Origin of the sequence: Bradyrhizobium sp. ORS 86 (assembly GCF_045571475.1) — a bacterium.
In the GTDB taxonomy this organism is placed as follows: domain Bacteria; phylum Pseudomonadota; class Alphaproteobacteria; order Rhizobiales; family Xanthobacteraceae; genus Bradyrhizobium.
Window position 1 is genome coordinate 4,632,717 of the sequence record NZ_CP120699.1, and the last position, 15,034, is coordinate 4,647,750.

Annotated in this window: 14 protein-coding genes; 10 read left to right on the forward strand and 4 right to left on the reverse strand. The window is 64.0% G+C overall.

Translation table 11 applies throughout. The annotated features are described in order from the left end of the window. Positions 1–20 precede the first annotated feature (20 nt). Positions 21–620, reverse strand: a complete 600-nt coding sequence (locus P6U25_RS21725) for a TetR/AcrR family transcriptional regulator (protein WP_407146815.1) — start codon at positions 618–620, stop codon at positions 21–23. Positions 621–781: 161 nt separating this feature from the next. Between P6U25_RS21725 and P6U25_RS21730 the strand changes: the two genes are divergently transcribed. Further along, positions 782–1,159 (forward strand): tautomerase family protein, encoded by a 378-nt coding sequence (locus P6U25_RS21730; RefSeq protein WP_407146816.1) that lies wholly within the window; start codon positions 782–784, stop codon positions 1,157–1,159. A gap of 78 nt (positions 1,160–1,237) precedes the next feature. Then, positions 1,238–1,405, forward strand: a complete 168-nt coding sequence (locus P6U25_RS21735; protein ID WP_407146817.1) for a hypothetical protein — start codon at positions 1,238–1,240, stop codon at positions 1,403–1,405. Between the two features lie 110 nt (positions 1,406–1,515). Here P6U25_RS21735 and P6U25_RS21740 read toward each other — a convergent pair whose 3' ends face one another. Further along, positions 1,516–2,922 carry a PLP-dependent aminotransferase family protein gene (locus P6U25_RS21740; protein ID WP_407146818.1) on the reverse strand — a complete coding sequence of 469 codons (1,407 nt, stop codon included), beginning with the start codon at positions 2,920–2,922 and terminating at the stop codon, positions 1,516–1,518. 88 nt (positions 2,923–3,010) lie between these two features. On the opposite strand from P6U25_RS21740, the gene P6U25_RS21745 reads away from it, so the two are divergent. The 5 genes from P6U25_RS21745 to P6U25_RS21765 all read left to right on the forward strand — a co-directional run bounded on the left by P6U25_RS21745 (position 3,011) and on the right by P6U25_RS21765 (position 8,544). Continuing rightward, complete coding sequence (locus P6U25_RS21745; protein WP_407146819.1) at positions 3,011–3,436, forward strand: cupin domain-containing protein; 426 nt, start codon at positions 3,011–3,013, stop codon at positions 3,434–3,436. A gap of 10 nt (positions 3,437–3,446) precedes the next feature. Then, positions 3,447–3,911 (forward strand): carboxymuconolactone decarboxylase family protein, encoded by a 465-nt coding sequence (locus P6U25_RS21750; protein ID WP_407146820.1) that lies wholly within the window; start codon positions 3,447–3,449, stop codon positions 3,909–3,911. A gap of 32 nt (positions 3,912–3,943) precedes the next feature. Then, positions 3,944–4,582: an HD domain-containing protein gene (locus P6U25_RS21755; protein WP_407146821.1), complete on the forward strand. Its 639-nt coding sequence runs from the start codon at positions 3,944–3,946 to the stop codon at positions 4,580–4,582. 1,229 nt (positions 4,583–5,811) lie between these two features. Beyond that, positions 5,812–7,008: a thiolase family protein gene (locus P6U25_RS21760; protein WP_407146822.1), complete on the forward strand. Its 1,197-nt coding sequence runs from the start codon at positions 5,812–5,814 to the stop codon at positions 7,006–7,008. Positions 7,009–7,233: 225 nt separating this feature from the next. Next, entirely contained in the window at positions 7,234–8,544 is a 1,311-nt protein-coding gene (locus P6U25_RS21765; protein ID WP_407146823.1) for an MFS transporter, read from the forward strand. A 43-nt stretch (positions 8,545–8,587) separates the two neighbouring features. Here P6U25_RS21765 and P6U25_RS21770 read toward each other — a convergent pair whose 3' ends face one another. Together P6U25_RS21770 and P6U25_RS21775 are read right to left on the reverse strand one after the other, a co-directional pair. Continuing rightward, positions 8,588–10,147 (reverse strand): acyl-CoA carboxylase subunit beta, encoded by a 1,560-nt coding sequence (locus P6U25_RS21770; protein WP_407146824.1) that lies wholly within the window; start codon positions 10,145–10,147, stop codon positions 8,588–8,590. Further along, positions 10,077–11,051 (reverse strand): IclR family transcriptional regulator, encoded by a 975-nt coding sequence (locus tag P6U25_RS21775; RefSeq protein ID WP_407146825.1) that lies wholly within the window; start codon positions 11,049–11,051, stop codon positions 10,077–10,079. Before P6U25_RS21775 ends, P6U25_RS21770 begins: the two co-directional genes overlap by 71 nt. 129 nt (positions 11,052–11,180) lie before the next feature. Between P6U25_RS21775 and P6U25_RS21780 the strand changes: the two genes are divergently transcribed. The 3 genes from P6U25_RS21780 to P6U25_RS21790 all read left to right on the forward strand — a co-directional run bounded on the left by P6U25_RS21780 (position 11,181) and on the right by P6U25_RS21790 (position 14,825). Further along, complete coding sequence (locus P6U25_RS21780; RefSeq protein ID WP_407146826.1) at positions 11,181–11,402, forward strand: acetyl-CoA carboxylase biotin carboxyl carrier protein subunit; 222 nt, start codon at positions 11,181–11,183, stop codon at positions 11,400–11,402. Positions 11,403–11,554: 152 nt separating this feature from the next. Further along, positions 11,555–12,718, forward strand: a complete 1,164-nt coding sequence (locus tag P6U25_RS21785; protein ID WP_407146827.1) for a TAXI family TRAP transporter solute-binding subunit — start codon at positions 11,555–11,557, stop codon at positions 12,716–12,718. A 52-nt stretch (positions 12,719–12,770) separates the two neighbouring features. Beyond that, positions 12,771–14,825 carry a TRAP transporter permease gene (locus P6U25_RS21790; protein ID WP_407146828.1) on the forward strand — a complete coding sequence of 685 codons (2,055 nt, stop codon included), beginning with the start codon at positions 12,771–12,773 and terminating at the stop codon, positions 14,823–14,825. Positions 14,826–15,034 lie beyond the last annotated feature (209 nt).

Consider the following 15,034-nt stretch of genomic DNA (forward strand, 5'->3'; position numbering starts at 1 on the left):
AGCGATGAAGCGATGACCGTCTAGCCGCGGGCTTCGCCGAGGATGAGATCGACCGTGTGCGCTGCGATGCGGCGAAGCTTGGCCCCGTCGCCGAAGGCGCGTTCGAGCACCGCCAGGCCGCGCGTCACGGTGGCAATGTGGAGCGCCGCCGTCTCAGGCACGCCGTTGAACTCTCCGCGCGCGGCGCCCTCCGACAACGCCGATTGCAGCAGAGCGGAGATGCGCGACATCAACGCCGCGAAGGCCTGTCGCGCGTCCTCGTCGAGCCCCTCGCCTTCGGCCGATCCCAACTCCATCAATCCGCGCGTGGTCGGACAGCCGCGCGGCGGCGAGCCCGCGCACATGTTCTTGATCGTCACGTCGAAGAACGCGGTGAGGCGCGCGCGCAGGCTCCCGGAGCTCAGCGCGCGTTCGATGGAGGCGAGATAGTCGCGCGCGTAGCACTCATAGGCGGACAGAAACAGCGCCTCCTTGCTGCCGAAGGCGTTGTACAAACTGCCGCGCTGGACGCCGGCATCGCGCGCGATATCCGAGAGCGACGTGCCACGCACACCTTTGCGCCAGAACTGGTCGAACGCGATGCGCAGGACATCGTCATGATCAAACTCGCGCGGCCTCACGGCTGTCTCCTCTCGATGTCCGCAGGCGATCGCCTCGGGCTCTTGCCGGATATTATTTGACACAATGTCAAGAATGTGTTTTTGACATCACGTCAAGAACAAAACCGGTAGTTCAAGGCGACCCCGGCGCTGCGCCGGCCGCCTGACCGACAGGATCCGCGATGCCCCTCGTCCACATCTCCCTGCGCGCCGGAAAGCCGGACGCCTATCGCCGCGCCATCTTCGACGGCCTGTACCGCGCGATGCGCGAGACACTCAACGTGCCCGAAGGCGATTACTTCATGACGATCAGCGAGCATGACGCCGCCAACTTCCACTACGGCAACGGTTACGGCATCGCGCGCAGCGCCGGCGTCGTCTACATCCAGGTCACCGTGTTCAACACCCGCACCGCGGAACAGAAGCAGGCGCTGTTCCGGCGCACGGCGGAGCTGCTCAGCGAGAATCCGGGAATCCGGCCAGAAGACGTGTTCATCGTTGTGCTCGACGCCCCGAAAGAGAACTGGTCGGTCGGCCACGGCCTTGCGCAGTTCGCCTGACGCGCCGGATGCGAATGTGGCCGCTTCGTGCCGGCAGATTGTGCTAGTCTCGCGGCCTCGAAATCGCGGAGGAATGTCATGAGAGCCTTCGAAGTTTTCGCGATCTACGTGACGCCCTTTGTGATTATTGCGGTGGTGATCAAGCTTCTGATGAAGCGCTATGCCGTCGATCTGTCCGACGTCAAGAAGCAGGCCGGCCCGGCGCCGAAGCGACGATTCCTGCTCGGAATCTGGCGCACGGACTAAGGGAAAGTCGCGCGCCTCGCATGCGGGACAATCGCGCGCGCTGATCTTGCTGCGCGTTCGGTGCCTGCGGTTCGGCTGGTCTCCCGGGCGTGACAACGCGATCCCGTTTGTCAGGTGAGCCGATCAATGATGTTGAAAAGCTGGTCGCAGGATGCCTCGATTCTCTTTTGTGGAGACGTGGCGATGCCAAGCAGCAGACCGGATCGCGCCGAAGCTTTGGACGCATACCAGAGCGATAGAGGCGTAGGCGCCAGTCCGAATGATGCCGTTTCCCTGGCGATCGAGAGGTCAGAAGCGCCGTCCGGCAATCGCAGGACTGCGGCTAGTCCGCCGATCGTCACTGTTCTGCCGCGGGCCCTCAAGCATTTCAGCAATGCGTCGCGCTGCGCTGCATAGACCCGCTTCGTGCGGCGAAGATGCCGCAGATAGTGGCCGTCGCGGACGAATTCGGCGGTCGCGAGTTGCACCGACGGGCCAGGCGCCGGCGCGAGGCATGCGGCAACTTCGGCAAACCGGGGGGCCAGAGATGGAGGCGCAACGACGAAGCCCAGCCGCAAGGCAGGCGTCAAGGTTTTGCTGAACGACCCGATGTGAATGACGCGCCCGGCACGATCGAGAGAGGCGAGTGCCGGCGTAGCCCGGCCCTTCAACTGAAGCTCGCTCAGATAGTCGTCCTCGATCACCCACACCCGCTCCTGAGCGGCCCAATCGAGAAGCCGCGCGCGTCTTGCCAGCGATAATGTGAATCCGAGCGGCGCCTGCTGTCCGGGGGTTACGACGACGAGCGCTGCGTCAGCAGCGTGTTCCAGGCCGTAGCTGACGTCGATGCCATCTGTGTCAACCGGGATCGGTTCGATCGACAACCCGGCCAGCTCGAGACCGTGCCGGGTGAAGGGAAAGCCTGGATCCTCCATCCAGACCTTCTTCCGTTCGAGACCCAGAACACGAAGCGCCAGTCCGAGGCCGCTGCTGAAGCCTCCCGTGACGATGACCTGGGACGGCGTACACTCGATCCCACGTGCCAGCGCAAGGTACCCCGCGATCTCGCGCCGCAATTCCAACTCGCCACGCGGATCCGGGTAGAGCGCCGGCGCGCTCATTTCCGCGCGAACCGCCTGCGTGTACATTCTCGAGAATAGCTTGGCGGGAAATGTCTCTTGCGCGGGCACGCCCATCTGGAAGATGGCCGGCCCCGCGGTGAGTTCCTGATACATCTCCATGAACGAGCCCGCGTCGGGCGCTTCTTCCTGCACAACGGCGAAGGAAGGCCGATCCGCGACATGTGTTCCGGTCGCGCGCGAAGCGACGATCAGTTGAGCGGAGGAAAGTCTTTCATACGCCGCCCGCACGGTGCCTCGCGCGACACCAAGCTGAGCCGCCAAATCCTGCCACGAGGGCAGACGAGCCCCCGGGGCGAGCAGGCCGCTCTCGATCGCGGCGCCGATACCTTTGCGGATCTGCTCCGCCAGAGGCGTCTTCGCAGATCGATCAAGCTCCAATCGCAGCGGCCTGGCCATACCCCCTGGTACACGATTTTTGTGCATTCTTGGTACTTTTTTATGGACCAAGCCGGGAGCACCTATGGGAGCAAAGGAGAGCCCGACCATGCAAATTCCGTCCATCCTCGCCGCCTGTGCCGCCCTTGCGATTGCCACGGCAATACCTGCCTCCGCCGATGGAGCGGGCCAGACGGTCACCCCGACCTTCCAGCAGGCGATCACCAACATTCCCGGCAAGTCGCTGGTTGCCGTCGTCGTCGACTATGCGCCGGGCGGCGCGTCGCCTTCGCATGTCCACGCCAAGTCGGCTTTCATCTTCGGCTACGTGCTGTCTGGAGAAATTGAATCGCAGGTCAATGACGGGCCGACGCGGGTCTACCGCACCGGCGAAAGCTTCTACGAGACGCCGGGCTCTCGCCATCCGGTGAGCCGCAACGCGAGCAAGACGAAGCCTGCAAAGCTGCTCGCCGTGTTCGTCGTCGATACCGACGATAAGCAACTGACCGTCCCCATCGAACAGCACGATCATTGAGGAGCGCAACATGACCATGCGCCTCGACTACAACCGCATCGCGCCGGCAGGGGCAAAAGCCCTGGGCGGAGTCTACGGCTACGTCCTGCAGAGCAAGCTTCCGGCGACGCTGATCAATCTCGTCTACCTGCGTGTATCGCAGATCAACAACTGCGCCTATTGCCTCGACATGCACACGCGCGAGCTGCTCAAGAGCGGGCAGAAGATCGAAAAGCTGACGCTGGTGCAGGCGTGGGCTGAAGCGGGCAATCTGTTCGACGAGCGCGAACGCGCCGCCCTTGCATGGGCCGAAACAGTGACTCGCGTCGCGGATACCGGCATTCCAGATCACGCCTACGAGGCCGCCCGTGGGGTCTTCGATGAACGTGAACTCGTCGATCTTACCATCGCGGTCAGCGTGATGAATGCGTATAACCGCATGGCAATCAGTTTCCGGAATACGCCGCAGGCTGCCGTCGCAGTAGCGGCGGCTTGATGAAGATCGATGATTGAGCGAGGAGACTGGAAATGACCAACGTGATTTCCGGCGTCAAGATCCCCGACAGCAAGCTGGCACGGGATGCCGCCGAGCTGGTGCGCCAGTATGAAAACGAGATGTTGTTCAACCATTCAGTTCGCGTCTATGTGTTCGGCGCGATGAAGGGTATTCGCCAGAATCTGAAATTCGATTCCGAACTGCTCTATGTCGCGGCGTTGTTTCACGATCTCGGCCTGATCGATCACTACCACACCGAGACAAAGCGATTTGAGGTCGACGGCGCCGACGCAGCGCGCGAATTTCTCCGGGCACATGGCATCGCAGAGCCAAAGGCCGATCTGGTGTGGGAAGCGATTGCGTTACACACCACGCCCGGGATTCCACAATACATGCGACCGGAAATCGCTCTCACCAACGCAGGCGTTTTGGTGGATGTCGTGGGTATCGGATATGACGACTACACGCCAGAGCAGCGCGCGCACGTGATCGCCGCATTTCCGCGCGGCGACTTCAAGAACGAATTTCTCGAGATACAGACTTGCTCGGCCTTGAAGAAGCCTCAGACCACGTTCGGGACGGTCAACTTCGATTACATCGAGCATCGCGATCCTGCATTTCGCAAGCCGAACGCCTGCGTCCGCATCCGCAACACGCCCTGGCATAGCTGAACCTTCGTCGAGCCGTCCAGATCAGAGATCGATGTTGTCCGTGGCGCGAAGCCGACATGCGTCCGCGTCGGCTTCAGCGTCGCCGCTTGAGAGTGAAGCAGACGTGACGCATGTATGAGGCGCCGGCATGGTCGAGGTTTTCCGCCTCGTCGGCATCGCGAACTCTGAATCCTTGAGTTGCCCGACGGGTCAAGCCCCCGCAGCAAAAATATTTCGGTTTATCGTAATGACAACTCAGTGTATGAATAGCTCCGTCTCACCCGCCTGAGGGGCGCTTCGCGATCGTCACGAGTGCTAGGTCGAGATGCGGTGGACGCCGCTTGCGCAACTGACGAGTGCGCATAAGGCGGACGGCGAAGTCGTGCAGGCCTGACGCCCTCGTGGCAGGTGTCCTGTTGCAAGACGCAATTGCGTCTTGCAACGGCGGTGACAACCAAGCCCAGTCTCGCCGGGGCGAGCACGTATAAGCCGTAACCCATCGCGCAGGGAAAGCCGGAGTGTTTCCGGTTACACCTGTGGTCCTACCCCCGAGCTTTCTACCATTGCTCGGGGCCCATGGGTGCGATCGGCACCCGGCTTTCCCTGCGCCCTCGGTCCAAGAGAGGGCGGAACGAGATGCAAAGCTCGGGCAGATCATGTCGCGAGAACGCGAATGTATGACTCACAAGCTGCGCCACATACTCGCTGTCGTCCCGGCCTTGAGCCGGGACCCATAACCACGGCTGCGCATTGTCTTGCGAGGTTGGAGCCAGAGTGCGCTTCAGCAACGCAATCCTGTGGTTATGGGTCCCTGCTTTCGCAGGGACGACAGCGGAGAACTTGGCACTGTCGCGAGGTCATCCCGGACTTTCGCGGGTGATGACAGTGCGCTGCTTGAGATATGAACCTGGAACTATCCCCGTCATTTGCGAGGCGCGTGGCGCCGCGACAATCCGTGATCCCGCATATGCGGCGCAATGGATTGCTTCGTCGCGGAGCCTGTCATCGGGCGCGCGTTCGCGCGACCCGTTGGCGCCTCGCAATGACGGCGTTGAGACATCGAGCGAGATCTATCCCAGCGTCGTCCCGGCCTAGTGCGCAGTTGCGCACGGGGGCCGGGACGACGGCATGAATGAATGGCTCGAATTCATGCGACCACGACAATTTGTCATGTCGGTTGCCATTTTTTGCAATGCATCATATGATGTACATAATTCAATAGAACCTCCGGCACGCAAGGGAGTCCCGCCATGGCAACCAGCCACGATCCCGTCGTCATCCTCTCCGCCGCCCGCACTCCGCTCGGCCGCTTCATGGGTGACCTCACGCCCTTTCCCGCACACAAACTCGGATCACATGTGATCGGCGCGGCGCTGGAGCGGGCCAAGCTCGCGCCCGAACGCATCGACGAGGTGTTCATGGGCAACGTGTTGCCGGCCGGCCAAGGGCAGGCTCCGGCACGCCAGGCTGCGCGCGGCGCAAAACTGCCCGACGCCACTGGGGCGACTACCGTCAACAAGGTCTGCGGCTCCGGCATGAAGGCGACCATGCTGGCGCACGACATCATCAAGGCCGGCTCGGCCGAGATCGTGGTATCCGGCGGCATGGAGAGCATGAGCAACGCGCCGTATCTGTTGCAGAAGGCGCGCAGCGGCTATCGCGCCGGTCACGACCGCATCATCGACCACATGATGATGGACGGGCTGGAGGACGCCTACGAGACCGGCCGTTCGATGGGTGATTTCGGCGAGGCGACCGCGGAGGCCTATCAGTTCACCCGCGCCGACCAGGACACCTACGCGATGGAAACGCTGACACGCGCCCGCAAGGCGGTCGAGGGCGGCGCGTTCAAGGCCGAGATCGTGCCGATCACCCTGGCCGAGAAGGCCGGGTCGCGCGTCATCGCCAACGACGAGCACCCGCTGAAAGTCGATCCGGCCAAGATCCCCGGCCTCAAGCCGGCGTTCCGCGTGGGCGGCACCATTACGCCAGCCGCCTCCTCGGCCAATGCCGACGGTGCCGCGGCGCTGATCCTGGCGAAGCGCTCGCTCGCCGATCGCGACGGCCTGCCTGTGCTGGCCGAGATCAAGGGCCACGCCACCCACAGCCAGGAGCCGCAGTGGTTCACCACGGCGCCGATCCCGGCGATCCGCAAATTGCTCGACCAGGTCGGCTGGAGCGTCGACGACGTCGATCTGTTTGAGATCAACGAGGCGTTCGCCGTGGTCGCGATGGCGGCGCAGCGCGACCTTGGAATCGACAGGGGCAGGCTCAACATCAACGGCGGCGCCTGCGCGCTCGGTCATCCGATCGGCGCGACCGGCGCCCGGCTGATCGTGACGCTGCTGCATGCGCTGGAGGCGCAGAACCTGAAGCGCGGCGTCGCGGCGCTCTGCATCGGCGGCGGCGAAGCCACCGCGATCGCAGTCGAGCGGGTGACGAATTAGTCCTACTGCGTCGTCGGCCCCTCATGGTGAGGAGCACAAAGCGCGTCTCGAACCATGAGGTCCGTGCACGGCCTGCATTCTTCGAGACGCCGCTGCGCGGACTCCTCAGGAGTCCGAAAACGAGGGAACAATGTCATTTTAGACATGGCGTCCACGTGCCATAGTGAGCATCACGAATAAGACCCTCGCCCCGCTTTTCACCTCTGCTATTCACTTTGGACCCCAATGATCTCGAACTGGCTTGCTTCCGCCCTCGCCCGCCGCAACATCCACTACGGTTGGGTGATGGTCGGCGTCACCTTCCTCGCCGCGCTGATCTCGGCAGGCACCGTCGGCGCGCCCGGCGTCTTCATCGTGCCCTTGCAGAAAGAGTTCGGCTGGAGCACCGCCGAGATCTCGTCGGCGCTGTCGATCCGCTTCATCCTGTTCGGGCTGATGGCGCCGTTCGCCGCCGCACTGATGAACCGCTACGGCCTGCGCAACGTGACGCTGGCCGCACAGTTGATCGTCGTGTCCGGATTGCTGGCGTCCCTGTTCATGACGCAGGTCTGGCAATTGATGCTGCTGTGGGGCGTCGTGATCGGCATCGGCACCGGGATGACCGCGCTGGTGCTGGGCGCGACGATCGCTGCGCGCTGGTTCGTGGCGCGGCGCGGCCTCGTGGTCGGCATCCTCACCGCGAGCGTCGCGACCGGGCAGCTCGCTTTCCTGCCGCTGCTCGCGACCATCACCGATCACTACGGCTGGCGTGTCGCGCTCGGGCTGGTCTGCGTCCTACTCGGCGTCGCCGCCTTTGCCGTTCTGCTGGTGATGCGCGACCGGCCGAGCGATGTCGGTCTGCGCCCGTTCGGCGATGACGGCACCGCGCCCCTCCCCGCGCCACCGCCGGCCCATGCGCCGATCCTGGCGGCCGCGCTCGGCACGCTGCGCGACTCCTCGAAGTCACCTGCGTTCTGGATTCTGTTCGCGACCTTCTTCGTCTGCGGCGCCTCGACCAACGGCCTCGTGCAGGTGCACCTGATCCCGATGTGTCTCGACTACGGCATTCCGCAGGTGCAGGCTGCGAGCCTGCTCGCCGCGATGGGCATCTTCGACTTCTTCGGCACGATCGTCTCGGGCTGGCTGTCGGACCGTTACGACAACCGCTATCTGCTGTTCTGGTATTACGGTCTGCGCGGGCTGTCGCTGATCTACCTGCCGTTCTCGGATTTCACGTTTTACAGCCTGTCGCTGTTCGCGATGTTCTACGGCCTCGACTGGATCGCGACCGTGCCACCGACCGTGCGCCTGACCGCGCAGCGATTCGGCGCCGAGCGCGCCAATCTGGTGTTCGGCTGGATCTTCGCCGGTCACCAGCTCGGCGCCGGCGCCGCCGCATTCGGCGCGGGCCTGTCGCGAACGATCTATCAGACCTACCTGCCGGCCTTCTTCATCGCCGGCGCGCTCTGCGTGATCGCCTCGCTGATCGTGTTGGCGATCGCACGGCAGCAGGCTCAAGCCGAGGTGAAGCCAGCGGTGAAGCCGGCAGCGGCCTGATCCAGGCTGCGTCGTGCTATCCGCAGCGAGACCAGGACAACCGTTAAGGCCGCGTCACCATGTTGCGGGGTGGGCCCGGCGTGCGGATCGGCTCGGCGAGGCGCGCGAACTCGCACAACAGCGAGCGCGTCTTGCGCGGGTCGATCACCTCCTCCACCCAGAACTTCTCGGCGGAGCGGAACGGCGAGCGCAGCTTGTTGAGACGATCCTCGATCTCGCGCAGCTTCGCGGCGGGGTCGGCGGCCGCCTCGATCTCGGCGCGATAGGCCGCCTCGATGCCGCCCTCGAGCGGCAGCGAACCCCAATAGGCCGACGGCCAGGCGTAGCGCATCGAGAAGCGGTTGGCCGGCTGGTGTACCACGCCGGCGACGCCGAACGCATTGCGGATGATGATGGTGCACCAGGGCACCGTGCTCTGGTTGACCGCTGCCATCGCCCGCACGCCGTGGCGGATGGTCGCCGTCTTCTCCGCCTCGAGCCCGATCATGAAGCCGGGGCAGTCCATCAGATAGACCACCGGCAGATGGAAGGTTTCGGCGAAGTCGACCCAGCGTACCACCTTCTGGCAGGCGTCCGCCGTCCACGAGCCGCCGTAATGGAACGGATCGCTCGCCAGCAGCAGCACCGCCCGGCCCTCGATCCGCGCCAGCCCCGTGATCATCGGCCGGCCGAAATTGGCGCTGACCTCGAAGAACGAGCCCTTGTCGACGACCGCGTCGATGATCGGGCGCATCTTGTAGACCTGCCGGCGATTGCGCGGCACCGCCCTCAGCAGCGACTCCTCGGCCCGCTCAGGATCGTCGGTGCACGGGATCGTGGGCGGCAGCTCATAGACCGACGACGGCAAATAGGACAGGAAGCGCCGAGCATATTCGAATGCCTCCTCCTCGGTCTCGACGGCCTGGTCGATTCCGCCGGCGCGGGTCTGGATATCGGCGCCGCCGAGCTCCTGCTTGGTCAGATCCTGGCCCAGCCGCTTCACGACGGGGGGACCGGCGACGAACATCGCGGAATCCTTCGTCATGACGGAGTAATGCGTCGCCGCCAGCCGCGCCGCGCCGAGGCCGGCGACCGAGCCGAGCCCGAGCCCGACCACAGGCACGCGCGCCAGATTGGCGAGCGTGAACCAGTAGGAGCGCGTGCCGCCGACGCCGCCGGGCAGATTGGCGGCGCCCCTGGTCTCGATGGTCTTCACCGAACCGCCGCCGCCCGAGCCTTCGATCATACGGATGATCGGCAGCCGGAAGTCATGCGCCATCTCCTCCGCCATCAGCGGCTTGGCGGAAATCGACGCGTCGGCCGAGCCTCCGCGCACGGTGAAGTCGTCGCCGACCACCACCACGGTGCGGCCGTCGACCCTGGCGCGACCGAACACGCAGTTCGCCGGCGTCAGATGCTTGAGCTCGTTGTTCTCGTCATATTCGGCGATGCCGGAGATGGCACCGATCTCGTGGAAGCTGTTCTGGTCGACGAGCTTGTCGATGCGTTCGCGAACGGTCAGCCGGCCCTGGTCACGTTGTCGCTTGACCTTGTCAACGCCTCCCATCTCCCGCGCGAATGCTTCGCGCCGGGCGAGGTCGTCGAGTTCCGGCTTCCAGGTCATTCATTGCCTCCGTCTTGATCATCTTGTTGTTGTTATGAGCGGTCACCGGAAGCGACTTACGATCGAGCCGGTTGGAGAAGATATCGCCGTCGGCGCCTTCGAGCAGGCTGCCGACCGCGGCGCCGAGTTCGACCATCTGCGGCGCGACTTCGGCATGCAGCCGCTTCTCGTCATACATCGCCGACAGCAGGCCGATCGTGGTCACGACATAGGTCTGATATTGCGGCGACCACAGCGGCACCGCGACGCCGTTGATGTGCGGGCTCCAGAGCCCGCAGGCGACGACATAGCCATGTTCGCGCAGATGTCGGCGATTAGTCTCGATGCGCGGCGTCAACAGCTTCGCGCCATCGGGCATCTCGCGCTCCATCTCCGCAATCAGTGCATCGCCGACCTCCGGATCGAGCGCGGCCGTATAGGCGTGGCCGGCGGCCGTGGTCGCCATCGAGATGCGGCTGCCGGTGGTCTCGTGCAGTCCGAGTGCGTTCGCAGCGCGGGCAAATTCGAGATAGACCAGATGGAAGCGATCCGGGATCACGAAGCCCACGGTGCCCGGCAGTTGTTCGGCGACGTCCTGCAGGCGCAGCCGGATCAGATTGCGAAGCTGCAGCCCCTTCATCATCGTCGTGCTCATCGCCACCGCGCTCGGGCCGATGCGATATTTCTGATCGCGGGGCAGATAGACGAGCTGTCCCATCCGCGTCAGCGTGTGCGTCAGGCGCGACACCGTCGAACGCGGCAGACCGCAGCGATTTGAGATCTCGAGGTTGCCGAGCCGAGACTCGTGGCCCTCGAAGCACCGCAACACATCAAAGGCGCGCGAAACTACCTGAATGACATCGCCGTCGCCTGTCTCGCCGACGAGCATTCCCTGCCTGCTAAGCCGTTCCGAGCGCCGTCCCATATCCTTGGCTCCGTTCCGTCCTGCGGAATAAAATTCCGCTTGCAGAACAAGCTACCTCAGGCAATGTGCGGCCACAACAAAAAGCCGTTCGCCGGATGAAATTTCGGCAAGGCGGTATCGGAGGGTGGAATGCCAGACATCAAGATCGTGACCGAAGTCGCCGGGCGCGTTTGCGCGCTTCCTGTTGAGACCGGCAGCAGCGTCGGCGATGGCGACGAGATCGCGTTCGTCGAAGCCATGAAGATGGAAATACCGGTCACCTCGTCAACAGCAGGGAAAATCAAGTCGATTCTGGTCAAGATTGACGACGTGATCGCTGAAGGTCAGGCCGTCGCAATCATCGAGGCCTGAGTGCCGCCGCCCAAAGCTCACCCGCGACAATCTGTCTGGTGATGCCATGGCACAAATCGCCAGCTCGTCGCGTGCTGGCGTTGCCATCGCAGGATCGTGATGCAATCTTTCCCCCGCGAAAAGTTTCGCACAGCGAAACATTGGGAGGAATTATGATTCATCGGCTGATGGCGCTCGCGCCTGCCGCTCTTGCCGGCCTTTCCCTGACGACAGCGCTGCCCGCCTCGGCCGAGGACATCAAGCTGCCGCCGACCATGGCGGTGACGGCCTATGATACCGGAACCGCCGGCTTCAATATCGCGGTCGGTGTCGGCAAGATGCTGAAGGACAAATACGGCACCGACGTTCGGGTGCTTCCGGCCGGCAACGATGTCGCGCGCCTGGCGCCGCTGCGCGCCAAGCGTGCGATCTCCTCGGCGATGGGATCGGGGACCTACTTTGCGCAGGAAGGCGTGTTCGAATTCGGCGCCAAGGAATGGGGCCCGCAGCCGCTGCAATTGCTGCTGTCGTCGGTTGACTGCAATTGCGGCGCGCTCGGCGTCGCCGCCGATGCGGGCGTCAAGGAGATCAAGGATCTCCGCGGCAAGCGCGTCGGCTTCGTGGTCGGCTCGCCGGCCCTGAACCAGAACTCGCTCGCGATGCTTGCCTTTGGCGGGCTCACCAAGGACGACGTCAAGGTCGTCGAATTCGCCAGCTATGGCGCGATGTGGAAGGGCCTCGTCAACAACGACGCCGACGCCGCTTTCGGTACTACGATTACCGGCCCCGCCAAGGAGGCCGAGACATCGCCGCGCGGCCTGGTCTGGCCGCCGCTGCCCGCCAGCGACAAGGAGGGCTGGGCGCGCGTGCACAAGGTTGGCTCGTTCTTCTTCCCGCAGACTGCGACCTGCGGTGCCGGCATCTCGCCCGACAAGCCGATCGAGCTCGGCAACTACCCCTACCCGATCTTCGTCGCCTATGCCTCGCAGCCGGTCGAGCAGGTTTATGCCATCACCAAGGCGATGATCGTGAACTACGACGCCTACAAGGATTCCGCGCCGGGTGCCGCGGGGCTCGGCGCCGATCGTCAGACCAAGAACTGGGTCGTGCCGGTGCATCCTGGCGCCGTGAAGGCGCTCAAGGAGGCCGGTCACTGGAGCGACGAGCAGGACGCCCACAACAACGCGCTTTACAAGCGCCAGGAAGTGCTGGCCGCGGCATGGACGGAATATGGCAAGTCCAGCCCGCCCTCCGACGACAAGGCCTTCCTCGACGGCTGGATGAAAGCGCGCGCATCGGCGCTCGCCAAGGCCAACATGCCGAACGGCTTCGAGTAGCGGCGGAAAGCCGTCCACCGCATAAGGCAATCAGGATCCTGGGGGGACTGCGATGTCCGATAGCGCCGCGGCTGCGCCCGCGAAGAAGATCGAGTTCGAGGATCCTCATGCCGGCCTCGGCAACCTCCAGGAGGCCGAGGTCACGCGCGTGCGCACACTGCATGGCGGCTGGCGCTGGACGCTGGTCGTTGCCACCGCCGCCACCATCCTGCTCTGCATCAACCAGCAGTTCTCGCTGCGCTTCTTCATCGATTACACCCAGCTCAACACCGAGTATTTCTATCTCCTGATCGCGTTGATGCTTCCCTTCACGTTCCTGATCTTCCCGGGGGCGGACAGCGCGCCACTGAACCGCATCCCCTGGTACGACGTCGCGCTATCGTTGGTGACGTTTGCCGCCGCGATCTGGCTGATGCTGAACGTGCGCAAGGCCGCGCAGTTCGGTTGGGAATCCGATGGTGCACCACAGAACGTCATCGTTGCGGGCCTCGTGATGTGGGCCGCGCTGATGGAGGCGCTGCGCCGCACCGGCGGCTGGAGCCTCTTGCTCTGCGTGCTCCCCTTCACCGTCTATCCGCTGTTCGCCGAGGCCAACTGGCTTGGACCCTTCAGAGGCTCGCAACTCACGCTCGACCAGACCACGGCTTATCATGTGCTGTCGGGCGAGAGCCTGCTCGGCATTCCGATCCAGGCCTTTGCTGACACCGTGATCGGCTTTCTGGTGTTCGGCACCGCGCTGATGATGACCGGGGCTGGAAAGTTCTTCATCAACCTCGCCTTCGCGCTCTGCGGCACCTTCCGCGGCGGTGCCGCCAAGGTATGTATCTTTGCCTCGGGCCTGCTCGGCATGATGTCGGGCTCGATCGTCTCCAATGTTTTGACCGCCGGCACCATGACGATTCCCGTCATGAAGAAGAGCGGATTCCGCGCCTCCTATGCCGGCGCGATCGAAGCCTGCGCTTCGACCGGTGCGGTGCTGGCGCCGCCGGTGATGGGCGCAACCGCGTTCGTGATCGCGCAATTCCTCAACGTCAGTTACGCCGAGGTCGCGGTCGCCGCCATCATCCCGGCCGTGCTGTACTATGTCGGCCTGTTCATGCAGGTCGACTGCTACGCCGCACGCCATGGGCTGAGGGGTATTCCGCGCGCCGAGCTGCCGCGCGTGATGGATACGATCAAGGGCGGCTGGTACTACGTGTTCGTGATCGCGCTGCTGATCGTGATGCTGCTCTACTTCAAGCGCGAGAGCCACGCACCGTTCTACGCGACCGCATTGCTGTTGGTGCTGAACCAGATCTTCTCCAAGGATTCCCGCTGGACGCTGGCGACCATCGGCAAGTTCCTCGAGGTCAACGGCCGCACCTTCGTCGAGCTGGTCGGCATCCTTGCCGGCTGCGGCCTCCTGATCGGCGCGTTCTCGATGACCGGCGTGGTCTCGAGCCTCGCCAACGACCTGCTGACGCTCGCCGGCGACAATGCGCTCCTGCTGCTCGTGATGTGCGCGTTCACCAGCCTGATCCTCGGCCTCGGGCTGACGACGACGGCCTGCTATATCTTCCTCGCGATCCTGGTGGCGCCGGCGCTGGAGAAGCTCGGGCTCAACCGGATGGCGGTGCACATGTTCATCTTCTATTGGGGCATGCTGTCGTCGATCACGCCGCCGGTCGCGATCGCCTCGTTCGCCGCCGCCGGCATCGCAGGCTCGCCGGCGATGAAGACCGGATGGGAATCGATGTGGGTGGGCAGCATCATCTACTTCATCCCGTTCTTCTTCGTGCTCAATCCGGCACTGGTGCTGCAGGGACCGAGCCCCTACCTCGCCGGCCTCGGCTTGATGGCGCTCGCCGCTTTCGGCACGCTGTTTATCTGCGGCGGCATCCAAGGCTACCTGGCCTATGTCGGCGATCTCCGCGGCGCAGGCGCCCTGGAGTGGCCACTGCGCGTGCTGCTGGTGATTGGCGGCTTCGTGGTGGCGACGCCCGGCGGCGGCATCAACCCGCTCTCGCAGGTTCAGGTTACGCTGCTGGGGCTGGCAATCCTCGCCCCAACGGCTCTGATTGCACTCTTGTTAACCCGCCGTCGGGCGCCGGTCCTCAACCAGTTATGACGCAATCGCGACCGTTGCCGCGGCTTGCTGAACAAAGGACGACATAACCGTCTCGAGCCCCAGCCAAAAGCATGACGGCGGCCGATCAGAGGTCAGCATGTTGTCGAGCCTGTCGCTCCGGGCGATAGAGCCGCTGGGCGCGCGCGGTTTTAGGCCACTACAGGCGGCAATCTAATTACGATTGCGATCTGGTTGCCGCCTCGCACGGC